General features: G+C 43.4%; 25 protein-coding genes. 3 read left to right on the top strand and 22 right to left on the bottom strand.

The window, feature by feature from the left end:
- From ileS to LRM46_RS02025, 22 genes are all read right to left on the bottom strand, one after another.
- Positions 1 to 2,910 (bottom strand): isoleucine--tRNA ligase, encoded by a 2,910-nt coding sequence (gene ileS / locus LRM46_RS02130; protein WP_243812843.1) that lies wholly within the window; start codon positions 2,908 to 2,910, stop codon positions 1 to 3.
- Entirely contained in the window at positions 2,910 to 4,097 is a 1,188-nt protein-coding gene (locus LRM46_RS02125) for an HNH endonuclease family protein (protein ID WP_129745234.1), read from the bottom strand. The genes ileS and LRM46_RS02125 overlap by 1 nt, the downstream gene beginning before the upstream one ends.
- Positions 4,098 to 4,154: 57 nt before the next feature.
- A complete protein-coding gene (locus tag LRM46_RS02120) occupies positions 4,155 to 5,414 on the bottom strand; it encodes an adenine-specific methyltransferase EcoRI family protein (RefSeq protein WP_243812842.1) in 1,260 nt (419 codons plus the stop codon).
- Positions 5,415 to 5,701: 287 nt separating this feature from the next.
- A complete protein-coding gene (locus LRM46_RS02115) occupies positions 5,702 to 6,391 on the bottom strand; it encodes a LiaF transmembrane domain-containing protein (RefSeq protein ID WP_129745238.1) in 690 nt (229 codons plus the stop codon).
- 28 nt (positions 6,392 to 6,419) lie between these two features.
- Entirely contained in the window at positions 6,420 to 7,409 is a 990-nt protein-coding gene (locus LRM46_RS02110) for a WxL protein peptidoglycan domain-containing protein (protein WP_243812841.1), read from the bottom strand.
- A gap of 99 nt (positions 7,410 to 7,508) precedes the next feature.
- On the bottom strand, positions 7,509 to 8,153 hold the full coding sequence (locus LRM46_RS02105; RefSeq protein WP_243812840.1) for a hypothetical protein: 645 nt from the start codon (positions 8,151 to 8,153) through the stop codon (positions 7,509 to 7,511).
- Between the two features lie 59 nt (positions 8,154 to 8,212).
- Positions 8,213 to 8,920: an LPXTG cell wall anchor domain-containing protein gene (locus LRM46_RS02100; RefSeq protein WP_243812839.1), complete on the bottom strand. Its 708-nt coding sequence runs from the start codon at positions 8,918 to 8,920 to the stop codon at positions 8,213 to 8,215.
- Between the two features lie 8 nt (positions 8,921 to 8,928).
- Entirely contained in the window at positions 8,929 to 11,349 is a 2,421-nt protein-coding gene (locus LRM46_RS02095; RefSeq protein ID WP_243812838.1) for an RCC1 domain-containing protein, read from the bottom strand.
- Positions 11,350 to 11,421: 72 nt separating this feature from the next.
- Positions 11,422 to 12,030, bottom strand: a complete 609-nt coding sequence (locus LRM46_RS02090; RefSeq protein ID WP_129745508.1) for a vitamin K epoxide reductase family protein — start codon at positions 12,028 to 12,030, stop codon at positions 11,422 to 11,424.
- Positions 12,023 to 12,280: a hypothetical protein gene (locus LRM46_RS02085; RefSeq protein ID WP_243812837.1), complete on the bottom strand. Its 258-nt coding sequence runs from the start codon at positions 12,278 to 12,280 to the stop codon at positions 12,023 to 12,025. The genes LRM46_RS02090 and LRM46_RS02085 overlap by 8 nt, the downstream gene beginning before the upstream one ends.
- Positions 12,280 to 12,735 (bottom strand): transcriptional regulator NrdR, encoded by a 456-nt coding sequence (nrdR, locus tag LRM46_RS02080; protein ID WP_129632309.1) that lies wholly within the window; start codon positions 12,733 to 12,735, stop codon positions 12,280 to 12,282. Before nrdR ends, LRM46_RS02085 begins: the two co-directional genes overlap by 1 nt.
- A 5-nt stretch (positions 12,736 to 12,740) precedes the next feature.
- Positions 12,741 to 13,934, bottom strand: a complete 1,194-nt coding sequence (ftsZ, locus tag LRM46_RS02075; protein ID WP_243812836.1) for a cell division protein FtsZ — start codon at positions 13,932 to 13,934, stop codon at positions 12,741 to 12,743.
- 37 nt (positions 13,935 to 13,971) lie between these two features.
- The gene (gene ftsA, locus LRM46_RS02070) at positions 13,972 to 15,198 is read right to left on the bottom strand and encodes a cell division protein FtsA (protein ID WP_243812835.1); all 1,227 of its coding nucleotides are present in this window, start codon (positions 15,196 to 15,198) and stop codon (positions 13,972 to 13,974) included.
- A gap of 47 nt (positions 15,199 to 15,245) precedes the next feature.
- Positions 15,246 to 16,013 (bottom strand): type I methionyl aminopeptidase, encoded by a 768-nt coding sequence (gene map / locus LRM46_RS02065; protein ID WP_243812834.1) that lies wholly within the window; start codon positions 16,011 to 16,013, stop codon positions 15,246 to 15,248.
- Positions 16,010 to 16,567 carry an adenylate kinase family protein gene (locus tag LRM46_RS02060; protein WP_129634944.1) on the bottom strand — a complete coding sequence of 186 codons (558 nt, stop codon included), beginning with the start codon at positions 16,565 to 16,567 and terminating at the stop codon, positions 16,010 to 16,012. The genes map and LRM46_RS02060 overlap by 4 nt, the downstream gene beginning before the upstream one ends.
- Positions 16,568 to 16,576: 9 nt before the next feature.
- Positions 16,577 to 17,035: a GatB/YqeY domain-containing protein gene (locus LRM46_RS02055; protein ID WP_243812833.1), complete on the bottom strand. Its 459-nt coding sequence runs from the start codon at positions 17,033 to 17,035 to the stop codon at positions 16,577 to 16,579.
- Positions 17,035 to 17,250: a 30S ribosomal protein S21 gene (locus LRM46_RS02050; protein WP_039326918.1), complete on the bottom strand. Its 216-nt coding sequence runs from the start codon at positions 17,248 to 17,250 to the stop codon at positions 17,035 to 17,037. The genes LRM46_RS02055 and LRM46_RS02050 overlap by 1 nt, the downstream gene beginning before the upstream one ends.
- Positions 17,251 to 17,293: 43 nt before the next feature.
- Positions 17,294 to 17,830, bottom strand: a complete 537-nt coding sequence (locus LRM46_RS02045; protein ID WP_243812832.1) for a hypothetical protein — start codon at positions 17,828 to 17,830, stop codon at positions 17,294 to 17,296.
- Between the two features lie 122 nt (positions 17,831 to 17,952).
- On the bottom strand, positions 17,953 to 19,092 hold the full coding sequence (locus LRM46_RS02040) for an alpha/beta hydrolase (protein WP_243812831.1): 1,140 nt from the start codon (positions 19,090 to 19,092) through the stop codon (positions 17,953 to 17,955).
- Positions 19,093 to 19,168: 76 nt separating this feature from the next.
- Positions 19,169 to 20,797, bottom strand: a complete 1,629-nt coding sequence (recJ, locus tag LRM46_RS02035; protein WP_243812830.1) for a single-stranded-DNA-specific exonuclease RecJ — start codon at positions 20,795 to 20,797, stop codon at positions 19,169 to 19,171.
- Entirely contained in the window at positions 20,797 to 21,099 is a 303-nt protein-coding gene (locus LRM46_RS02030) for a helix-turn-helix domain-containing protein (protein ID WP_129632285.1), read from the bottom strand. The genes recJ and LRM46_RS02030 overlap by 1 nt, the downstream gene beginning before the upstream one ends.
- A gap of 64 nt (positions 21,100 to 21,163) precedes the next feature.
- The gene (locus tag LRM46_RS02025) at positions 21,164 to 21,823 is read right to left on the bottom strand and encodes a phosphoribosyltransferase (RefSeq protein ID WP_129632282.1); all 660 of its coding nucleotides are present in this window, start codon (positions 21,821 to 21,823) and stop codon (positions 21,164 to 21,166) included.
- Between the two features lie 40 nt (positions 21,824 to 21,863).
- Here LRM46_RS02025 and priA point away from each other — a divergent pair, with 40 nt between their 5' ends.
- Genes priA through fmt form a run of 3 tightly spaced genes read left to right on the top strand, consistent with a single transcriptional unit; the run spans position 21,864 to position 25,247 of the window.
- Positions 21,864 to 23,804 carry a replication restart helicase PriA gene (gene priA / locus LRM46_RS02020; RefSeq protein ID WP_243812829.1) on the top strand — a complete coding sequence of 647 codons (1,941 nt, stop codon included), beginning with the start codon at positions 21,864 to 21,866 and terminating at the stop codon, positions 23,802 to 23,804.
- 20 nt (positions 23,805 to 23,824) lie between these two features.
- Positions 23,825 to 24,400: a peptide deformylase gene (gene def / locus LRM46_RS02015; protein ID WP_243812828.1), complete on the top strand. Its 576-nt coding sequence runs from the start codon at positions 23,825 to 23,827 to the stop codon at positions 24,398 to 24,400.
- Positions 24,360 to 25,247 (top strand): methionyl-tRNA formyltransferase, encoded by an 888-nt coding sequence (fmt, locus tag LRM46_RS02010; RefSeq protein ID WP_243812827.1) that lies wholly within the window; start codon positions 24,360 to 24,362, stop codon positions 25,245 to 25,247. Before def ends, fmt begins: the two co-directional genes overlap by 41 nt.
- The last annotated feature ends 2 nt before the right edge of the window (positions 25,248 to 25,249 follow it).

Raw genomic sequence — 25,249 nt, 5'->3', positions numbered from 1 at the left:
TTACGCCTTTTTCAGGGAAATTTCTACCAATTTGCCCTCGATTTTGGCGTCGTATTTTTCCGATTCACTAGCCGCAGAATTCAACTCCACAGCGAGCGTTTCAGATTTAATGACGTCGGCGAAAACATCGACAGCTTGAGATATTTCAGAATCGTCGCTAGAAATACTCAATACAATTCGATCATCTATCTGCAAACCAGCCTGCTTGCGCGCGCTTTGGACATGGCGAACGATTTCACGCATCAAACCTTCGCGCTTTAGTTCAGGAGTGATTGTTAAGTCATAAACAACACTCGGTTGCGCCGACTCAGACTCTGAATCTGTAACAATTTCAACCGATTTCACGTTCAATTCATCTTTAGCGATATCAATCAAGAACTGCGCAACTTCCGCTGGTGTATCCTGAGAAATAGTATTGATAAGCTTCACAGACGCCAACGGCTGACGCACCTTAATTCCCTCCGATGCGCGCTTCGACAAGCCATCATTCACCGCAGTACGCAGTGCATTCATGTCGCGAAGCATTGAATTATCTATTTCACCAGCTGGCATCCAATCTTTAAGATGAATCGACTCGTTATCGCCCGTCAAATTATGGTACAATTCTTCCGCTAAGAATGGCGTAAACGGCGCTAGCATATAACTGAGTCGCACCAAAACGTAATGAAGGGTGCGGTAGGCGTCATTTTTATCGCCGTCATCTTCAGATTTCCAGAAGCGGCGGCGGCTGCGTCGGACATACCAGTTACTTGCATCATCTAAGAATGGCAAAATCGGCTTAGTCGCATCCTGAAGATTATAATTATTAAGACCTCGCTCGACCTCTGTTATCAATTGATGCAATCTCGACACAATCCAAATATCCAACGGATTTGTTAAATCGTGAAGCGGATCTGACAAATCGCCATTAAACTCCCAGCCATCAACTTCAGCGTACATTGTAAAGAAGTCATACATATTCCAGATCATACCAAGTTTACGCGCTACATCCATTACATCCTTATCCGCCAAGGCAAAGTTTTCGCCGTTTGTTAGCGGACTTGAAAGCATCAAGAATCGGAAGCTGTCGGCCGAAGTCTTGTTCATCAATTCCATCGGATCGGTATAATTCTTTAGCTTCTTGCTCATTTTTTTACCGTCGGCAGCATTGATAAATCCAGTACAAATCAAATTCTTCCATGGAGATTTACCGAACAAAGCCACGTTTACCGCTGTTAAGCTATAAAACCAGCCACGAGTTTGATCAATCGCCTCAATGATGAAATCGGCAGGAAAACTTGCTTCAAATTTTTCCTTGTTCTCAAATGGATAATGGAATTGAGCAAACGGCATCGAGCCAGACTCAAACCAACAGTCTAAAACCTTACCGATGTGATGCATTTCTGCGCCGTCGCACTCAAACGTAACGTCCATAACTTGCGGCAAGTGATAATCGTCCAACTTGCGACCCGTAACTTCTTCAAATTCTGCAAAGCTTCCAATCACTTTCACCACTTCCGTGCCATCATTCTTCACGCCCTTCCACACTGGAATTGGTGTTGCCCAATAACGATCGCGACTCAAGTTCCAATCCGGCGCCTGCTCGATGATGTTATGGAATCGTCCAGTCCTCAGATTGTCTGGCGTCCAGCTTGTCTGCTCGTTCGCCTCCAACATTTCCTTTTTCTGACTCTGAATATCCATAAACCAACTTGGGTGAGCGCGGTACATCAATTTCGTGCCGCATCGATGACAATGCGGATATTCGTGACGAATATATTCAATTTTCAGCGCCCGACCTTCTTCTAATAAAGTCTTCGCTATCTCTTTATTTACTTCCCAGATGTTGCGACCCAGCCATCTACCTTCTGTGTAATTTCCATCACCGTCAACCAACGACAATACTGGTACGTCATTTTTTCGACACAATTCATAATCATCCTCACCGTAAGCTGGCGCAATATGAACAATTCCCGTACCATCCTCAGTTGTCACGAAATCAGCGTGAAGAATCTTATGCGCAGCTGGACCGCGATTTTCAAATAGTGGCTCGAATCTTTTACCCACCAATTCAGAACCTTTAATCGTCTTAACAATTGAATATTCCAGCGGCTGGTGCTTTTCGTCCGTCATAACTTTCTCAACGCGGTCGCTTGCAACGTAAAACTTTTTATCGCCATACGCCACCAAAGAATAATCAACGTCTTGATTTACCGCCAAGACCATATTTGCCGGCAAAGTCCACGGCGTCGTCGTCCACGCAAGCAAATATTCATCCTCATCCTCCAGCTTAAAGTAGACGAATAAGCTCGGGTCAGTGTCCATTTGATAGCTATTTTCCATAGCCACTTCACTCTTAGAAATTGGCGTTGCGTCCTTCGTGCAATAGACCAAAATCTTTTCGCCTTCATAGATTTTGCCTTCTTCGTAAAGTCTCTTGAACGCCCACCAAACAGATTCCATGTAATTATTATCCATGGTTTTATAAGCGCCCTTAAACTCGACCCAACGACCAATTCGCTCAATTGTATCTTCCCACTCGGTGCCAGTTCGAACCATAGCCGCTCGACATTCCTTGACGTAATCCGAAACGCTAATTTTCGTGCCAATCTCTTTTTTATTAGAAATGCCTAGCGTTTTTTCAACGTAAACCTCCGCTGGCAGCCCGTGACAATCCCAACCCCAACGGCGCTCAACTCGCTGACCTTTCATCGTATGGAATCGCCCCATCGTATCTTTCACCGTGCTAACCAACAAATGTCCATGGTGTGGTGTTCCCGTCAAAAACGGAGGGCCGTCATAAAAAACCCAAGAATTATCAGCAGAACGCTGCGCGACCGACTTGTTAAATGTGTCATCGTCTTTCCATCGCTGCACCCAATCTTTCTCATATTCTGCAGCTCGACGACGTGTGCCATGTTTGAATTTCATTACTTATTTCCTTTCGCTCTATTATGTGATTTGCATAGCATTTCGCAATTCTCTATTGAGGTTACACCACCCTTGCTCCAAGCGCTAACGTGATCAGCGTCCATTTCATTCAGCTTCCATATTTTCGCCTTGTTAGCATCGTGACCTATTGCACAATAAGAACAGTTTGACACACCTTTTTCTTCCGCAGTTTCGGTCTGCTTTTTATAGACAGTTTGTTTAGTTGCATCGTCAAACACCCTAACCTCAAGCAATTTCGTATCACCAAGATCACCTCTTTGTCCAGAATACAGCCCCAAAACATACTCAAATATTCCCTTACGATTTTTTACAAATGGGTCACCATATAACTCACTAACTTTTGCGGAAATTTGGTCAGAGTTATACGAAAACTTGTGATATTCTTCATATAACCTTCCCCATTCCAGACCACGCATTTCTTTCTCGACTTGATTAAAGATATTTGATACCCAATTCAATACCGTATCAAAATAAGTCTTCGCTTCTGCAATAGAATCATCAAATCTATGCTGCGACATATATTCTGAGACCGTCATCTTCTTTGCATCCGCAATCCATTCCAGTGCCACATGCCAAAAGTCTTGCCGCTTAGCGTCACCATTGATATATGCACTCCACATAGCGATCATCGCATTACCGGAATTTGAGAAAGTCTCCTTACCTAATGTCACAAATGGTCCAGAATAAATAGCATTCAGCAATTCCTGCTCATTAAGTGGTACGCCGACAATATTAATCGTCTTAAACCACTCCTTGATTTCACTCTCTGTCCCTTCACATTCATACACCAAAAGCTCTGTTTCTAATATTTTCTGACGCAAATCATGCGGCAAAGAATCAAAATGCGTCTGATTACCATTGCGCACAATCGAGAAGCGCCCTTCAATAAATCGACCAATCGACGTAATTCGCTGCTGTCCGTCCAAAACATCCAAATCACCATCCTCTAATTTATTAAAATAAATTAGACCAATCGGGTAGCCTTTTAATATTGATTCAATAACCGCCACGTCCTTCTTACCGTCGGCATAAATGTAATTACGCTGATATTCTGGTTGAATCGTCAGCTTACCGCTCAAACCAAACAGACCCTTCCCTTCAAACTCATTATAGGTAAAGCCTTTAGTAACCTCGGCAATGGTATATTTTTTTAGATTAGCAATCATTTTTCTGATCCTTTCCTGCGTATTGTAACTCTTGCGTATGTAATTTTCCCATTAATTTTACCTTCCGCATTTTTTATTAGTCCTGGTATAGAGGTGGCGTATGAGTATTCTTGCACATTTCTTTTGTCCATCAACATAGGCTCTCTCCCCGTTGGCTGCTGGATGTCTGAGTCCTTCGAATAAGTATTCTGAAGTATGGCTGGATGACATCTCTCTCTCTCTCTCGACGGAAACGACTAAGTCCTTTCCGTCGTCACCCTTTCGAAAGGCAACTATCTCAAACTGATCTGGATTATACTTGTCTAGGAATGAAATTGGCACACCCATCACCCCAACATAATCGCTTGGAATTGCATCTGTAAACGATACTTCAATCGCATCATAGTTATCATACTTTTTATAACACACGTCGCTGTCAATTACTTTTTTGTTAAACTTCCTATTTTCCGCCATAGTCATCAACTGCAAATTATGATGACGTTTACCATGGTCAAGATTAGTAAACCATCGCACACCTTTAACTCGTATGAACTTCCTTCCGTCTTTATCAATTCTCCAACCAGACGCTGTTATAGGGTAGTTTTCAGGCACCATAAACTCTCTATCACCACTCGATATTGTTGGCCCAAGCCAAACCTTGTTGTCCATAACTTTCGGGAAGATCTCTTTATACGTAATTGCATTCATATTGCCAATAATCAAAAACTTCTTATCATATTCAAACAGTTGTGCCACATATTCACGAAACAGCGAGAACGGTGGATTAGTTACCACGATATCCGCCTGTTTCAACAGCTCAACACATTCTTTTGAGCGAAAATCGCCCGGCGGAAAATCGTCGTCGCCTTTCAGTGATCGACCACCACCATTAGCCTGAATAATTTTTTTAATATCCTCTAGGTCGTATATTCCGTCACCATTTTCGTCGGATACTTCAGTAATTTCAATCACCCGACCTTTTGTCTCGCCATCTTCAGTTGTCGTATTAGTCTGCGGTGCAGATTTCTTAACTAGAGAAATCTCTTTATCCGGCATATCTGGCAAAAGTGAACTTTGTAGCTCAGTTCCCGCTACCGGCGAGTTGAAATAACTGGTAGCAATCAGCTTTTTGATGCCATAGGCGTTGAATTTATTGGCAAAAAATTTGAAAAAGTTACTCTCGTACGGATCATCACAATTAAGATACACGACCTTGCCACGGAACACATCCGGGTTGTAGTCAATATACGCTTGGACTTCCTTTTGGATGTCTTCGTACTGCGTATAGAACTCATCATTACGAGCTTTCTTTGCTGATGTGAGGTTATTATTCGCCACTATTATTTATGCCTTTTCTTAATTTTAATATAAAAATCACCTCTTTTGACTTCGAGAATCCGCTTAGGTGCTTTATACGGACGGTACCATCTCGATTCCAAAAGAAGTGATTCTTTCAGCTCTTTATTTGCTATTTACGCAAGCTCACGGCAGGTTCTAATCTCGACTTCATGCCAATTTCTTCCCGCAGACTTCACGGCTGATAACCGCTCATTTCACGCCAATTCAACATACGCGAAAACGCCCTACTGCTATTGTAGCGCGTTTTCATCAAAATCCCAAGAACTTTATTTAATTTCCAGACCGCCTAAAACACACTCACCCTTCAGATATAGAGTCTTTTTGGCAGAATCTTTAGGTAGAGTTTTATCATCAGTTCCGCCCAAAAATCCGCGCACTTCGTTCTTAACAATCACATCGTCTGGCAAAGTAATATTAACGCCACCGCAAAATGTAAAAATTTCAATTACAGAACCGTCTTTAATCTTTGCTTGACGCAAATCCAAATCCACACCACCAAATATCGCAACCAACGAACCGCCAGTATAATCACCTTTTACAGCGTCTTCTTCGCCCCAAAAACAAGCAATTTTCTCATTACCAATGCCGCCGTCTTTATCCAGCTTTTTAGAACGCTTAACGCTCTTAGGACTAGTATTAAACATCATCGACAAACCAGCAGCAATCAAAACTACAGGCCAGAATACCTTCCAGATACTAACGTCAACTATTCCGTAAGAATTTAAGCCAATCAGAACGCCAATCGCAACCAGCAATAATCCCCAAATCCACGCCGTTTTATTTCGATAATTGAATATATTCACCAGCCCAGACAATACAAATCCTGCAGCCCAAACTGTACCCCAGAAAATATCCCAGCTAATGTTAATAACTTCGAGATTTTTCAGTAGTAAAACCCCGCCAAGCGCCACGATTACAATGCTCAAAAACGCTCTAATCAGAGAACTTTTCTTCATACAACTATTCTATCACTTTTTCATAAACTCAACGCTTTTTAAATTGAACAGTTTTTTTGTTCCGCTTTGATTTTATGATAATTATCACTATCAAAATAATGAACAAAAGTATTCCACCGCCAATCATCATTAACGCTGTAGTTGATGGCCAGAAGAACAATTCTTTTGGCTCGGCGGTTTTGGTGATTAGCTCATTTTTATCCTGGCTAATCCCCCACTCGCCAGCCTTCTTTTTATAGGAAATCGACAACTCTACCTTATATTTTCCACCCCAAAACGGCGCCAAATTGCTATCATAATTAAACTGTCGCGTTTCATTCGCAATCATCGCATTCACGCCACCGTTTTTATAGACAACATTCCCCATCGGGTCTTTCACGACCAGCTTTACGTCAACATCAGCCGACACATTGCCGGAATTTTTTAAGGCAATTTCATACAATTGACTACTGTTAGAATTCTTAACATTAAACTTCTCAATCGTCACGTCGCGGTGAATATCGCCAGGAACGGTTATCGCCATACGGATAGCCTGACGAGTCTGAACTTGAATGCCGCCGGCATTATTTGACGACTGTTTAACCTTCCGTTGGACAACCATACATGCATTATGCTCGCCAACATCTGCTTTACTTGGAACATTTACCGTAAAATCAACAAGCGTGTTCTCGTTCGCGCCAAGAGTCACCTCTTTCTTAGAGATAGAAACCCATTTACCCGCGCCAACTTTGTCCTCTGACTTCTCTTTGCAAGTCATATCACCGGTCGTCGTAACTGTGCCGTCAACCGAATAAACTTCAATCGTTTCTTCTTTATCAGACCCGTTTTGAACATACAATTGGTCAGATTTCGAAGCGCCACCAGAAAGATTATAGATGAAAATTGAGCTTGTCCTGGGATTATTCGGATCAGGATTTGCTGGTCGACCGCCAATGCCATTAGCAGACACCGACGCAGACAAAATCAGCCCTGCAATCATCGCCACTCCAATAACTTTACTCCACAACGAATTCTTCATATCCCTCCTTAAAAACCTATTATGCTTATTATATCAATGTCGCACATAAAAGAATAGACACTCATTAGAATGTCTATTCTCGCTCAATAATTTAGTCTGCTAAAGAGCCGTAATCGTTTGAACCATTGGCAATACGTATGTACCTGCTGCCTGACCAGCTGGGATGGTTTGGGCTAATGAGGTATTAGTTATATATCCAGCCCATACTTTACTAGCAGTCGCTGAAGCGCTCATTAGTGTTACGGGACTAGTACCAGAAAAGGTCGTAGAAGTACCCTTGGTAATACCTGCAGCTGCACCAATTACAGGGGTAACTGTACCGCCAGATGGATTAACTGTTAGGCGACCCTCGTTAATGGTTCCATTATATTTATACTGTTTTCCACCGCCAGCAGACCAAACACCAGTTCCTGGGGTCGCTACGTTTAGTGTCAACGTCCAGCCATTATCTGCGGCACCTGGGTTTTCGGCATAGATTCGATTATTATTATCTCCAAAAACACCAATTGACGACCCTAATGAGGATGACACTGTCGTAGCACCCATGGCAAATGTTGGATTATTAACTAAGGAATTAGTCGAGTCACGGATATCAGTACTCAAAACTCCAGGATTAATTGTCTGAGAGAGTTTAGAGTTAGCAGTAGTTGCGGCATTAGCTACAGAAGGGTTTGTCATATTATACAACCCCAATAGACCAACCACGCCTACGCTCGCAACGATTAATAATGTTAACTTTTTCATTTTTTCTCCTTACTTAATTGATTTAATTTATTACATTATAACTTATTATGCTTACTTTTTCATTTATCCCTCTTTTTCTGTTTTTTAACAATAAATAACATAATGAACGCCGCAACAATTACACCAATACCAGCAGCCATAATCATCCATAAATTAATTCCCGTATTAGCCAAAGCCTTACTTATCTCTTTAACAATCTTTGGAATACCAATAACATCTTCAATGGTCTTTTCCACGGTCTTTTTCGGAGTAGTAAATGAAAAATCAGCAAACCGCACTATTTCCGGGGATGTTGCATTAGCCTTCAGTTTAGCTGTAACACGACCGTTATGGGTGTATTCTGGGGCTGGCGGCATAAAATTGTCGCCTGGATGATTATTCTGCCAATTTGAAAAATCCAACATCCATATATTTCCCTTAACTTTAAACTCACGATTCCGCCCTAAAACAAAAGTCCTACCACCAAACTCAACCTTCAGATCGTGCTGACCTGTATCAGGATTAACCACCGTATGGACCGCGTCATAAACGCCATATACCAACAGGTCTTTCCCATTTACCAAATCAAACTTAGAGAATTTTGACGGAAAAGTCGGACAAATTGGCTCATTCATCTGGCTACCTGTTTCCAGAGAATCGCGAGCGCAATCAGTAATAACTTGCGACAAATTAGAGCTAGCCGACGAATCTGCAAAAGCCGAATAAGGGCTGCTCAAAGTAGCTAGTAATGTTATGATGATGAATAATTTTTTTACTCTATTTTTCATACTCAACCTTACTGCGCTGTTACCGTTAATGTCATTGGCAATTCATAAGTTCCTGGTTTTTGATATGCTGGAATAGTCTGGTTTAATCGAACGTTCTGTAGCAAAAATGCGCACCCCAATTGACCAGTTGACCCGCCACTGCTCATCAATGTAACGCCGTTAACCGTGGCAGTTCCTACCTTAAATTGAGAGTCAACGCCCTTTGATATTCCTGACGTCTGGCAAGTTGACCCGCTCAGTGAATTGCCCGAAGCTAAGACGGATGATGTTCCAAAATTGACAGACAAAAATCCCTGATCGCCATTAGTGCCGTTGAACATATACGATTCTGTGCCGCCAGTTCGCTTCCACTTAGCGGTCGCGCCGTCAGATGCCGACAACACAACGCTCCACCCAGAGCTGGTCTGCGTATTTGTCACTTCAATTTGCTTCGAGCTTGAGTTAGACAAGAAGGCGTTGGTAGTTACACTACTGCTACCAATAATGGAATTATCAAAATTCGTGACAGGATTAGCGACCGTAGCGCCAGCATTATCTCTAAAACGAATATCTAACGATCCAGGAGCGGTCTTAAATTCTGGATACATCGTGTAGCTGTCAATGCTAGATCCAGGAGCGACAGTCGTGTCAGTTGCTACACGGACGCAATAATTTTCGTTCCTATCAAGCCCTTTATCGACAAGCGCCAAATCCCACACACCCACTTCGCCAGCAGATATTTTTTGCGCATTCGTGAACGTTCCAGCCACTCCGCTTTTTCTCACCAGACTTTGAGGTCGAGAAGCGATAGCTCCTGCCGGCAATTCTGGATCAGTCGAGTTGCTATTGATACTAGTGCCGTCAGCGGGACCGCTCACAGAGTAAGCAAGCTTTGACACTCCAGTCACGACTTGCCAATCTGAACTACTTACCGCCGAACAAGTTGCCGCGCTGCCCTTTTTTGCATATTCGACACGCAGCTTCATTAATGAAGATTCAACGGCTCCCCCCGGAGGTGTTATTAGCGCAGGACGCATGACAGGACTATTACTCGACTGGCCATTCCCTATCTGACCCTTGTTATTATTACCCCAACAATACATCTCACCTGTACGTAAAGCGCATAAAAAGTCTTTGCCTGCATACATAGAAGTTTCACCGGAACTCGTAAATGGAACATTCACTTTTACAGGGGCGGGCAAATATCCCGTAATAGACCCGTTACCCATTTGACCCTTAGAATTAGCACCCCAACAATAAATTTCGCCAGTGTTTAATACCATACACGTAAATTCGCCGCCAGCGTAAACATTTTTAACAGTCTTTCCTCCAGAAAGGATACTACTACCAAAAGAAACTCTTGAAGCAATATTTCTATAGCCCATTGCTGTAACACCCAACTGACCCTTGGTATTTTTTCCCCAACAATACACTTCTTGACCGCCAGAAATAACGGCACAGGCATGCGAATCGCCAGCAGATATTGACTCAATCTTTTTCCCATTAAAACCTTTGACTTCAGTAGGATACTGAGTTCTGCCAGCAGCAAGTCCTACTCCAGTCCTTCCCGTAATATTAGACCCCCAGCAGAATGCTGTGCCTTCAACTGTCGCAGCACACGTAAATTTATCTCCTGCAACAACCTGTTTAACCGATTCCGTCCCAAAGTTATTCATATTAACTGCTGTTGGCGTGGTTGAACCTAAGAGCACGTCACGACCTAATTCTCCGTTTACACCTCTACCCCAACAGTACAATTTTCTCTCCGAGTTAAGTGAACAAGTATGCTCATTACCCGCCGCAATTTGAGAGACGACTGTGGTTGCGAATTCTCTAACTGGATATGGAGCATTCTTCTGAACTATACCATTATCCCCTAGTCTTCCAGCTAAGCCATAGCCCCAACAATAATCTTTATCGTCAGAAGCAATTACGCAAGTGTGATAATAACCAGTAGTAATCTGTTTTATAGTCTTACCGTTAAGCACGTCTTGTGTATATACAGGCACTGGGGTTGTTGATGAGGTGGTTGAATTAGTACCAAGAGCTCCATACTGACCATTGCCCCAACAATAAGCACTATCATCCGACATAATGGCGCAGCTATGTTCATACCCGCTTCCGTATTCAGCTAATTTTTTAAAATATGCACTCTTATTTTGCAGACCAACTCTCAGTCGAAAATCGGCACCGACTTTTGGTAACGTGGCAGCGATGTTGGTATTTGCAAGCGGACTGCCTGGATTAATACCATTGGATGATTCGTACAATCGATAAGAAACTTGTCCCACTTCAATCTGCTTACTACCACTAGGAATAGTCGCACGACTTTGCTGAGAACTCAAAAACATAAACCCTAAAGATGCGCTAACGACAATAAAACTGCCAAGGGCAAAAAATCTCTTGGCTTTACGGTCTTTTATTATTGATAACGTTCTATTATGTTCCATGGTGGTGGTATGAATTGAGCATAAATATACATCATAAATATACCATAAGCACTTTATATAAAGCAAGCAAAACTAGAACAATTGGCTGCCGAATTTGGCGATTATCGCGACAATTACCACGACAACCAACGATATTATAGTAAGCACATCATATCCACCACCAACGATCTTCTGCGCACAACGACAAGAGATATTTTTCTGTAGAACATTATAGCGCGTCAAACCGAGTATAATCATCAGCATTCCAAGATCCAAGGTCAAACACCATGGACAAAGTACACCAATTTCAACGTAGCTCATATAAAACATCCAAATAGCAAATATCATTCCGATGATAGCACCAGCCTGCGCCGCCTGCATAAACCACTTCGGAAACTTTGCTCCCGCCAACAACGCCACTGCAATTGTTACCATAACAGGCAAAGTCATCACGCCGATGAAACTATTTGGAAATCCTAAAATAGCCGCCGACCAATGATTCGCCACCGCCGAACAGCTTAAGGCTGAGCTAAAATCGCAACTTAATACAGCGTGAGAGTTTTTTGCTAATTCTAAGGCTTCAATAGATAATACGAATGATGCCAATAACCCCAGTCCACTACCGACAAGCATTACAAACACCGCCAAATTTTGCTTTTTCAAGTCTTCGTGAAATATCCAGTTTTTGATTTTATTAAACATAAAAACTCACTTCGCTAATTGTTGGTAGCGGCAAGCCACGCCAGAGGTTTTGCAATTGACCACTGTCGCTCAGCGCAATAATTGTTGGATATTCCACAATATCATACACTTCGCAAAAATTATTACCTTCTGCAGAATCAGGACTCATCTCCTCTAAAACATGACCAGTTTGTCGGCTAAAATCACGTAGAAAGTCTGAAACTTGGCGCGCATAATCGCTTTCCGAACGATAAATCACAACTACTCGCATTACAATTCCCGCTCGCCCTTACTGCGTCGCTTCGCTAAAATCTCCACAAAATCGTCCAACGTCTTAAACTCATAAAAAACGCTAGCAAAACGAACATACGCCACTTCGTTGCGCTTTTCTAGCTCGTCCAAAACTTGATCACCAATCTGTTTTGACGTAACTTCCGATTCGCCCAACGCATATAAAGAGTCTTCAACCGCCGTAATGATATTATCGACTTCCTCGTCAGACTTAAAGAATTTTCCGACCGAACGGCGCGTAGAATTCGCCAATTTCACCCGGTCAAACAACTCGCGATCGCCATTTTTCTTTATTACCGCTAGGTTTGGTTTTTCAACTCGCTCATACGTAGTAAATCGCTTGCCATCTGGAGTTTCTCTGCGACGTCGAATTGCGGCACCATCAGAAACTTCGCGTGATTCAATAACGCGACTATTGCCGATATTAAATACCATTTTATCTACTCCTTGTTCTTCTTTCGTCGCCTCAGAAATGCCGGCGTATCATCCTCATCATCGTCAGCTTCAACGGTTGGATTTTCCCAAATATTAGTTTCTGGCTCAGCCGCAAAACTTTCGGCAGATTCTTCCTTATCCAACTCTAGGTCAATATTTTTAACCATTTCGTCATCAACTTCTGTTTCGGCAGGTTTCATGTCGTCACCCACAGTCAAGCTAACTTCCTGCTGGCGGAATGTATCGCTATCAAATCCTGTCGCAATCACCGTAATAACCAGCTCGTCTTCCATTTCCGGCTTCAAAGTCGCACCAAAAATAATGTTGGCATTCGGACTAACAGCGCTAGTAATAATTTCTGCGGCTTCCTGAATTTCTGCCATACTCATATCGTAGCCACCAGTTACATTGAATAGCACACCTTTGGCGCCATCAATCGACACCTCAATTAGAGGACTTTCAATGGCTTGTTGCGCCGCCTGAACCGCTCGGTCATCACCGCTCGCTCGCCCAATTCCCATCAAAGCTGAACCAGCATTGCTCATAATTGCCTTAACGTCAGCAAAGTCAAGGTTAATTAACCCATGCTCAGTAATCAGTTCAGAAATGCCCTGAACACCTTGCCTTAGGACGTCATCGGCAATCTTAAATGTTTCTAGTAGCGGCGTTCGACGATCAATAGTTTGCAATAATCTGTCATTTGGAATAGTAATCAAGGTATCAACCTCGCGCCCCAAGTGAGAAATCGCCCAATCCGCATTAACTCGACGCTTTTCACCCTCAAAGCTAAACGGTCGAGTTGCCACGCCAACCACCAAAATGCCTAGTTCGCGTGCCACTTCTGCCACAACATAACCAGCACCAGAGCCAGTTCCGCCACCAGCACCAATTGTTACGAATACCATATCCGCGCCTTCTAGCGCTTCCCTGATTTCGTCACGAGATTCATTAGCTGCGGCCTCACCAACAGTAGGGTCGGCACCAGCACCCAAACCATTAGTTGCGTCACGACCAAGATGAATTTTTATGTCAGCCTTCGAATTATGCAACGCCTGGGCGTCCGTATTCATAGCAATAAATTGAACGCCAGTCAGACCGGCATCTTTCATTCGATTTATAGCTGAACCACCAGCACCGCCGACACCGACGACTTTTATGCTGGCAAATGTTTGAACTTCACTTGGTTGTATTTGCGGCATATATTCCCTCTCTTAATCCTTACATAAAGTATATCATTTATTTAAATCTAGCGAAAATATTTTTGAGTAAACCGCCAGCTTTTTTAGTGACATCGTTTGCGCCAACTATCGGTTTTACCTGCTGCGAAACACCCATAGAGTCGATCAACATCAGACCAACCGCAGCCGAAAATTCCGCGCCTTTCACTTCATCGCTAACTCCGCTATAGCCAGCCGGAACACCCAAGCGTGCCGCCACACTCAATTGATCTTTCGTAAACTCCACCATACCCTTGACTTTCGCCGCACCACCAACCAGTACAATGCCGCTCGGCAGCTTTCCTAATCGTCCAGCTCGCTTCAGTTCTTTAGCAATTGCTTCAAAGATCTCTTCATAGCGCGCCTGAACAATCTCGTCAATTTCTTCTTGGTTAAACTTATACGTCTGCTTTTCGACCTTCGTTTCAACTTCACCCAAAGTCTCGCCGCCAAATCGAGCATGCGCCAATTTAACAACTTCCGCAATCTCCGGATCCGTCCTAAGCCCAATAGCCAAATCGTTCGTTACATTCTGACCGCCCATTGGGATAACCGCCAGATGTTGCAGATCGCCCTCTTCGTAAATAGCAATTCCTGTAGTTGCCGCACCAAAATCAATCACTGCAACGCCGTTTTCGCGCTGACTTTCCGTAAGAACGGATTGAGCTGCCGCCAAAACTGACGGAACAACAGATACAGCCTCAACCTTAGCCATTTCCGCCGACTTCTGTAGATTAGTAATGTGCGGAACCAAACCAGACACGACATTCGCCCTAATTTCCAGACGCGCGCCAGTCATACCAATTGGATCTTTAATATTATCCTGACCATCCAGCCTATACGCGTGCGCAATAATATCTAAAATCTCTCTATTCTGTGGCACTTTTCCAGTTGTAGCAACTTCCTCCAGCCTCAATATATCATCATGAGTAACTTCATTATTAACAGTTCCAACGGTAATCATTCCGTCGGCTTTCGTACTCAATAAATGAGATCCGTTAATGCTCAATGTAGCCGCATTAATCTGATGACCGCTCATTCGCTCAGCGGGCTCCAAGGCCTTATCAATAGCCTCAGCTGGGCCACTCAAATTCGTTACGGTTCCCTTTCGCATTCCGCTATTCAGCGCTTCACCGACGCCAACAATTTTTGGCGCACCATTTTCTGCATCAATATAACCAACGACACAGCGCACGTTTTTCGTGCCAATATCAATTCCTACCACATATCGAGATTGCTCCTGCATAAGCTCTATTATACAGGTTATGCCTATAATTTGGCAAGCGAATTAGCCTAAAGCTTCGTCAGAATTTCAGCGCCAGTTTCGGTAATCAATACCGTATGCTCAAAATGCGCACCCAGGCTGCCGTCTTTCATACTAATTGTCCAGCCGTCGCTGTCGGTGATAATTTTCTCACCGCCCAAGCTTGCCATCGGTTCAATTGCAATTGTGTCGCCAGCGCGCAACATCGGACCAGTTCCTCGCCTGCCGTAATTCGGAATTTCTGGCTCCATATGCATGCTCAGCCCCACGCCATGACCAACCAGTTCACGGATTATACCAAGTTTGGCCTTCTTCAACACAGCTTCCACTCCCGCTGAAATATCGCCAACTCGCGTTCCATCGCCAGTTATCGCGTCAATTCCAGCATATAAGCTCTGTTCTGTTGCGTGCAACAAATGTTTCTTCGCGCCCTTAGGTTCTTCATCGACAACCATAGTAAAAGCGCTATCCGTCTTCATTCCACGATAGCCAATCACCAAATCAAAACTGACCACGTCGCCCTTTTCAAAAACATATTCGGTCGGTAAAGAATGCACCAATTGCTCGTTCGTCGATATACAAATCACTCCCGGGAATTTCACTTCGTCCGTAAGATAAGTCGCCTCTGCGCCAAAATCTTTAATTCGCTTGGCTACAAAATCATTAGCGTCCAGCTCACTCATTCCAGCCGTTACGGATTTTTTCAACTCATCATAAATTGTCGCAAGCATTTTGCCGCACTCGCGCATATCTTTCATCTGTTGCGGCGTTTTTTCTCCGGTGATCAATTGGCTCATTTTACGCCCTCAACAATGCCGCGACTGACCAGCTCTCTCTCAATTTCATCATGAACTTGCCCGACAGTTCCAACGCCGCTCATATGTACAATTGGAACACCATTGTCATTTAGATAATCCAGAATTGGGTAAATTTCACCTCGATAAATACTGAGTCGTTTGTCAATTGCCTCAGGCGTGTCGTCAACTCGACCGCGAACCCTCAAACGCTCCAGAATTTCGTCACGCGGAACTTCCAGTACAATCACCAACTTAACGTCTTTTCCGTGATGTGAACGCGACTCAATCAGCCATTTAGCCTGTTCTAATTGTCTTGGATAGCCGTCCAGAATTACGCCATTAATATCCTTAGCTTTATTAAGAGCCTCGCCCATCAAACCGTTGATAGTTTCCATCGGCACCAGCTCGCCGGATTGCATACGGTGAATCAATTCACCATCGTGAGTATCGCGCAACAGCTGCCCGGCACTAAGCCAACGCCAACCATGCCGCGCCGCTAAAATCTGCCCCTGCACACTCTTACCAGCACCCGCCGGCCCAAAAAATACAATCATTTTTTCCTCCTATTTTGTGAGTTTTTCTTTAACAATTTTTGCCACCAACGCGCCATCTGCAGCATTGCCGACCTTACTTTTTACCGCGCCAATAACTTGTCCCATTTTCTGAATTGAGACATCGTCCATACTCGCAATAACTTCTTCTACAATCTTCGAGATTTCTGCTTCGCCAAGTTGCTCTGGCAAAAATTCTCGTAAAATTTCCGCTTCTTTTTCTTCAGGTTCCGCCAACTCCGCACGGTCATTCTTTCGATATAAATCCGCACTTTCGACGCGCTTTTTCACTTCTCGAGCAACGACTTTTTCAATTTCAGCATCATCCAAGCCGTCTTCTCGCTTGCCCAAAGAAACTTCTTCGTTTAAGATTGCTGCCTTTAGATTACGCAAAACATCACCACGAAAACGATTGCCGCTCAATAGAGCGGCTTTCATTTCACTAGTAATGCGCTCTTTTAGCGCAGACATTAACGCACCCCTAGGCGCATTTTTGCCGTTTTTTCAGCTCGTCGCTCGCGGCGAATAATAGCTTTTTTACGACGCTCGGTCTTTGAAATTGGTTTTTCAAAACGCATAACGCTCTTAGCGCGAGCCAAAACACCGCTTTGCAAAACCCTGCGGTTGAAACGACGAATGATATTTTCGTTCGCTTCCTTCTGATCTTTACGTGTTACTTGTACCATACTGTAAACATTATAACAGATAAGAAAGTATTTGCCAACTAGATTATCCCTTCACCTTCTTTGACGTGAGATTTAATACCTCACCATCAGGAGTAAACGTAATAGTATAAGTGGTCACATCAGCCCGTATATGCCTATTACAGTCAAATCTGTGTTCTGTAACAGGGATCTTGGCAGTATACGTACCATCATCATTTTCAGAAATTTTAACTTTGGCAAGGTCACAAGGAATATTTTCTGGCAAAGTCGAATCGCCAGGAACTTCTCCATTCGCATCACTGGATAAAGACAATTGAACGCCATTATTTATCTCATACATTACGTCCTTTAGGGAAATTAAGTGACCAGCAGCTGCTACCAAAGAACTCAAGCTAGAAGCTTCATTCAAATGTTCAGCGAATTCCTTATGTTTACCCGCTACGTCATCATACTCTTCTTTAAGATCCGCTAAGGCTTTGCCAGGCAGCTCCGAGCGTGTATCTTCGTGATAATTAGTCAGTAACTTTAGCGCTACCCTCCCCAGGCTAGTATGTGTATCTTTCTGATATATAATTTCACTGCCGCTATTAGAAAACTCCATATTACCAAACCTCCTAAAAAATTCTCCCACCCAAAAATATTAATACACTATAACAATACATCTACTCTACAAGTAATGAAACTATTACGCCTAAGCCAAATGTAGCAATCGCCCTGCAAGCTTTAGGCGGACAAGGCGAGATCTTTAGTATCAGCGCCATACATAATCGCTAACACAGTAGGGTCGTTCATGACATTGTGAGTGTGGTTATTTAAAATTCCATATAGTCCGACTTCGGCGCTTGTCGACTTAGGCTCACCGTTCACAATACCGACAATGCGAGCCACGTCACGCATATTAGTCAAATGACTACCTTCGGGTACAAATATAATAATATTGTTTCGGACATTTGGCGCGGCTTTCAATAAATCTTCCAATAAGCCATCATTACTTAAGGCGAAAGGATCAGTAAGGAATTGCTGGCGCCAACCTTGTTTCGGCGGAGCAAACTCGACACTTGACTCTCCTAAGAGTTTACCAACCTCCTCAATAACTTTAGGATCTTCTCTCTGCAAGAACTTCAAGCCCAGTTCTTTTGCGCTTGGACTCAATGATTTCTTGCCGTAACGTATCAATTCCATGCCTTCTTTTCCTATGAAATTCCACCCCAAAGCAATAATCCCCATTTTACGCGATCCCACCGGATCGAATAGTCGTAACTCATTAACCTTAGATTCCATGTGAGCAACTGACGACGTCGCAACACGACCACCCAAAGAATGCCCACCAACACTAACCTCGTCGAAATCTTTCGCGACATGGTCAATTACTGAACCAACATATTCCCCTAAGCTATCGTAGCTACCAGTCTTTCGTATCTCCTTACGAACAGACTCGGGCAGCATCCCAGAATTGCCCACGCCCGGCATATTCATAACCATAATAGCCGCATCCGGATTCTCGCACGCCAGAACGGCAGCTTCTCGAATTGCGTTTGGATGACGGAAATTTCCTCCCCATCCATACAAAACAGCCTGAATCTTATTCGCATTTTCATTACCAAATATCGCGACTTCAATCCCAACTCTACCCAGTCCACTAAATACGCGAATATAGCGCGGATCTCTCAGTTGTTCAACAGTCTTATTCATATGGTTTGAATTGTAAGATTCCTCAGCCAAGCGACGCATATCTTCCTGTGTAGCAAGTTGTATAGTCTTTCCCTGTCTTAAGCCACTATCAATCTCGGCGACCTGTAGACCATTCTCAAAGCCATAATCTGTAGGTTTAGGTGACGGCGTCCAAAGTTTTTCTGAACTCATAAAAATATCGCTCCAAATAAATTTAAACTATTGGATTTATTATACAATATATATCTAAGTAATGCAACTATTATACCTAAGCCAAATGCAGCAATCGCCCTTCAACTGACTTTATCCCCTGCCATTCATTTACGGTCGGCTGGAACCAGACAGACACTTCGTCACCCACTTCACGGAAAAGTTCTTCTGGCGCATTAAAAGCCAGCATCTGCAACACAACGTCATTTTTATCACGCAAAGTCAATTTCACGTGTTGCCCGTCCGCACCCATTCTCCTCACGCTCAAAACCGTCGCTTCAGTTATTTTCAATATAGGCTCCGCATTACCATTGCCAAACGGCTCCATCTTCGCCAAATTATCAATCAGCTCCTCATTAATTTCCGAAAAATCGTCAATCTCCACGTCAGCTCTCGGCAACAAATATAATTCCTGATTTTTCAATTGCAATGAGTCGTAAAACTCATTCACTCGTCGTCTAAAATCGTCAATTCTCTCGGTCGCCAGCGTCACGCCCGCCGCCGCTCCGTGACCACCACCTTTAATAATGATGTCGTCAGCTGCACGAACCGCGTCAGCCGCAGAAAAATCACCAAAACTTCGCGCCGAACCCGTAGCTTCATCACCACGCTCACCGATTATGAAAACTGGCTTTTTGTACTTCTCAACCAATTTCGACGCCACAATACCAATAACTCCGTGATTCCAATTTCCGCTATTCACCACCAAAACTCGATCATCAGTCATATTGTCCGCCTGCTGGCAAGCTTCGTCAAAAATCTCATCCTGAATACTGCGACGCTTAATGTTCAATTCTTCCAATTTTTCACTAGCTTCCAATGCCCCCAAACCATCACTCGCCGTCAACATATCCAGAGCATATTGCGCAGTCTCCAATCTACCCGCCGCATTCATTCGCGGACCCAGACCAAATCCCAAATGCCTAGCATTAACCTTCTCTGGATCAATTCCCGCCACCGACATCAATGCCTTCAGACCAGGACGCCTCTGCTTTTTCAAAACCTCCAAACCCCAATAGACATTCGCCCTATTTTCATCCGCCAGCGTAACTATGTCGCAAACCGTTCCCAGCGCCACCAAATCCAACAGCCACTTCTCGTAACCATCTGGTAGCCCGTCCAGTTCGGTTTGTAGAGCTTGCACCAGCTTGAACGCTACACCAGCACCGCAAAGATCGCGGAACGGATATTTATGACCAGGAAACTTCGGATTAACTGCGGCAACGCTCGGCGGTGGAGTCTTAGCAACATTATGGTGATCAGTCACCACCGTATCAATCCCCAAACTCGATGCGTATTCAATTTCCGCATGACATAAACTTCCCGTATCAACCGTAACAATTAAATCCGCGCCCATATTCCGCACCTTATCAACTGCGCCCATCGTCATTCCATAGCCTTCAACAAACCGATTCGGAATAAACGCACCAACTTCCTTAAAGCCAAACTTACCAAATGTATCCAATAAAATTGCCGTTGCACTCAGTCCATCAATATCGTAATCGCCGTAAATAACAATTTTCTCACCCTCAGTGTGCGCCTTTTTCAAGCGGTCCACCGCTTTTTTCATATCTGGCAATAAAAACGGATCATGCTTTACTGACGCGTAATTCGGATGCAAAAATTCCTCACGCGCCGCACGCGTAGTCAAGCCTCGAGCCGCTAAAATTTTTTCAAATAATGCCATTAGTCTTTATCAGCCATGCCGCGCTTTGATCGCGCTGAATATTGCTGAGATTTAATCACCATACTTTGCAATTCCTTAAAAATTGGGAATTGTTTATTAGTGAAATACGTACGTGAGTTACCTTGCTTTTCACTCTGCAAAAATCCAACCTTTTCTAGTCGCTTCAATTCTCGTTGAATATTTCCAGGATCTTCCTTAATTAGCTTTGCTAATCCGCGAACATGTGTGTGAAAATCAGGATACTTAGCGTATACTACTACAATTTTTCGCCGCACCCTAGATGTAATAAAAACGTCTAACATAACCTCCCTAACGCATCTTTCTTAATTAAAGTTTATCACAATTTTACAACACCCGACAAGTTTTTTACTTCCAATTCAAAATAACCTGATTAATTTTCGCTATCGTTTCCTCTTTGGACGGCAATGTATTATCCTCATAATAATGATTTAATCCCATAAAATTCTCTTTCACATCCAAAATATGCATTTCATCAACTGTCATATGCAATTTATCCACCGCTGCCACGCCACAAAACGGCACCGCAATCACCAACTTCTCAATCCGAACTGACTTCAGAAAACTCAAAGCCACATCCAAAACCGACAAATCATCGCCAAAACCATCACTCGCTAAAATCACCACCCGATCCTTTAACATATCCTTATCGATGATTCCACCATCGCCCAAAAGCCTATTCATTTTCTGATGAGCCTCGCGCTTTTTCTCTTCCAGATAACCGTGAAATTCACTAGTATATTCATTAATTTCACCGTCAGAAAATTGGCTATTATACGTAAACTGCCCAGACTGCGACATCGCCCCAATGCTTAAACTTTCCCCAGGAATCTCAATCCCTTCGCTCAACAACATCATGAGGACACAGTGAAGCTTCACTGCAATTTGCTCGCCGATCAACACGCCACCTTCGCCAATTGCAACCACCGCGCAGTTTTCATAGCGATACTTTTCCAGTACTTGATCAGCCAGAATTGCCCCAGCCTGCGAACGACTCTCAAAATACATATGCTTATTTTAGCATTTTTTTCGCGATATAATAATAAACATGCATTACTATTTGGTTTCGCCAACAAGAATCGTCCGCGCCGACGCAAGTTCGTTTACGTATTCTTCAGAGGAAAGGCTGCCGACCGGAATGATTGTTGCTATAGAAATCGGCAAAATTAACGCTATTGGTGTAGTTCTACAAGAAGTTCGCCAACCAGATTTTGAAGTCAAGCCAATTAGTAAAATCATTGAAGAATATCCCTTGCCAATCGAACTCGTTCAAACTGCCATATGGATGAGTAAATATTACGCTACACACCAAGCGACCGTCTGGCAAGCAATTTTACCCAGCGGATTATCCAAAAAACGTCGCTCAATTAACCAGTCCACCCCAGTTAATACAGCAGAAAATCGAACAAAAAATGTATTCACTGATGAGCAAAAAACAGCCCTCCAGACCATCGAAAATCTCCATTCCGGAACAGCACTTTTACACGGCGTAACTGGCTCAGGAAAAACCCTAGTGTATATAGAAGCCGTAAAACAAGCCTTGGAAGAAGAGCGATCGTCAATAATTTTAGTCCCCGAAATTGCCCTAACTTCGCAACTAGTTGCTGAATTTTCTGCTCATCTGCCAAATGTCATAGTTACCCATTCCAAACAAACCGAAGCTCAACGATATGCAATCTGGAAAAGAGTTATTAGCTCAAACGATCCAGTAGTAATCATCGGTCCGCGATCTGCTCTTTTCATGCCCGTGCAACAGCTCGGACTTGTGGTGATTGATGAGTGTCACGAACCGAGCTTCAAACAGGAACAGTCCCCTCGATATTCAGCCCTCCGCGTCGCCTCAGTCCTTACGAATCAACATCGCGGCAAGCTAATTCTGGGTAGCGCCACTCCAGCGGTTGCCGATTATTACATTGCCAAAAAATCAAATACACCAATCATTACAATGACAAAACCAGCAAGACCAGACACCGTTCGCCCCAACGTGACGCTGGTAGACATGACAAAGCGCAACAATTTTACTCAACATCAATTCCTCTCCGACCCACTCTTGAAATCTATGAACACAGCGTTATCAAAAAATGAGCAAGTTCTTATTTTTCACAATCGACGTGGCACGGCATCAATCACATTATGCGATAACTGCGGCTGGCAGGCTGGTTGTCCACGCTGTTTTATTCCGCTCACGCTACATGCAGATAGTCATAAATTGTCATGCCACATTTGCGGTTTTTCAACCAAAGTTCCTACTAGTTGCCCTGAATGTAAAAACGCCGATATCATTCATAAAGGTATCGGAACTAAGCGAATTGAAGACGAATTACAGGGGTTATTCCCGAACAAAAAAATTGCTCGATTTGATAAAGACACCGATTTGAAAGCTACCGTAGACGAGCGTTACGATGAACTGAAAAATGGCGAAATAGATATAATTATCGGCACGCAAGTTATTGCTAAAGGACTAGATTTGCCACACTTAACAGTCGTCGGAGTCATTCAAGCCGACACCGGACTTTCCCTCCCTGACTATTCATCGCCCGAACGAACATTTCAATTGCTCGCCCAAGTCGTCGGCCGCGTCGGCAGGTCAAGCACACCAACAGAAGTTGTCGTCCAGTCGTATCAACCAAGTCACCCATCCATCACAAACGGACTCTCTCAAAACTATACAGAATTTTATCAAAGAACCATATCTCAACGACAAAAAACCAACTTTCCACCTTTTACTTACTTATTAAAACTAACTTGCGTTTATAAAACCGAAGCCGCCGCCATAAGGAACGCTAAAAAATTGTCCGAACTATTAAAATTCAATTTTGATAACATTGAAGTTTTTGGACCAACGCCCGCTTTTTATGAGCGCGTCCGCGATACATATCGATGGCAAATCGTAGTAAAAAGCCCCAAACGACAAGAGCTTCTTGACGTATTGAATTTCCTGCCGCCATCACACTGGCAGTACGAGCTCGACCCTGTAAGTCTACTGTAATTTCTGGTATAATTATAGCAATGACAAAAGACGATATTATCACATTACCAAATCCACATCTTCGCCAAAAATCATCAAAAATCCACGTTGTTACTAATGATGTTATAAAACTGGCAGACGAAATGACCGCAGCCGCACTGGATTGGGAAGACTCCAGACCTCACGAGATTAGCGCTGCCCTCGCTGCAGTTCAAGTCGACAAATTAGAGCGTGTTGTGATTGTTCGAGCCGACTTTGAAAGAAAATCAACTCGCGATTTCATCACTCTTATCAATCCAGAAATCGTGAAATATGAAGGCGAAGTTGTTGAAGACTTTGAGGGATGCTTAAGCGTTAAAAGCATTTACGGAAAAGTTCCTCGCTACAGTAAAATTCGCGTAAAAGCCATGAATTTAGATGGCGAAGAAGTGCGAATTAAAGCCGAAGGATTTTTGGCGCGCGTATTGCAGCACGAGATAGACCACTGTAATGGATTAGTTTTTATAGACCATATTAAGGATAAAAAAGATGCTTTTTATACGCTCGACGAGAAAGGCGAGTTGCAACCGCTAGATTATGACAAAGACATCGCCGAAAATAGTATTCTTTGGGACTGAAAATTACAGTCTAATCACCTTAGAAGCTCTCGTTGAAGAGGGATTTAACGTTGTTTGCGTTATTACCAAACCCGACACCAAGCGCGGTCGCGGACACAAACTTACTGAACCTCCAGTAAAAACATTCGCTAAATCTCACAATATTCCAGTTTTGCAGCCAAACAAAGTCAGTGAAATTACCGACTACATAAAACAACTTCAGCCAGTAACGGGAGTTTTGGTTGCGTACGGAAAAATCATTCCCCAGTCAATTATCGACTTATTTACACCGGGAATTATCAATGTTCACCCTTCTCTACTACCAAAATATCGAGGACCTTCACCTATTGAATCAGCTATAGCCAATAGAGATACCGAAACTGGCGTATCAATAATGCAGCTTGACAGTAAAATGGACGCCGGCCCTATATACGCCCAAACTCAACAACCCCTCACTGGAAAAGAAACAAAGTTCGAATTATATGACAAATTATTTCACGATGGCACTTCTCTGCTAATAAAAAACCTGCCAAACATCATCAATGGGAGTCTTCAGCCAACACCACAGGACGATTCTCTGGCTTCATATTGCCAATTATTAAACAAGGACAATTCATGGCTCGATACGGAACGTATGACCGCCGCCGAAGCTGAAGCTCACGTCCGCGCACATCTCGGTTTTCCACGTAGCCGAATGACAATTGACGATCGAGATATCATCATCACGAAATCTCATTGCGACAAAACTCCGAATTCTCATCTTGATAAAAAATTTGCCGACGGCAACTATTTAATTATTGACGAGCTCATCGCACCCAGCGGAAAAACAATGACCGCAGAAGAATTTATCCGCGGTCATCAAGTCTAAAT

Origin of the sequence: Candidatus Nanosynbacter sp. HMT-352 (assembly GCF_022819345.1) — a bacterium.
In the GTDB taxonomy this organism is placed as follows: domain Bacteria; phylum Patescibacteriota; class Saccharimonadia; order Saccharimonadales; family Saccharimonadaceae; genus Nanosynbacter.
Note: the sequence above shows the minus strand (reverse complement) of the source record. Positions and strands in the feature narration are given on the sequence as shown.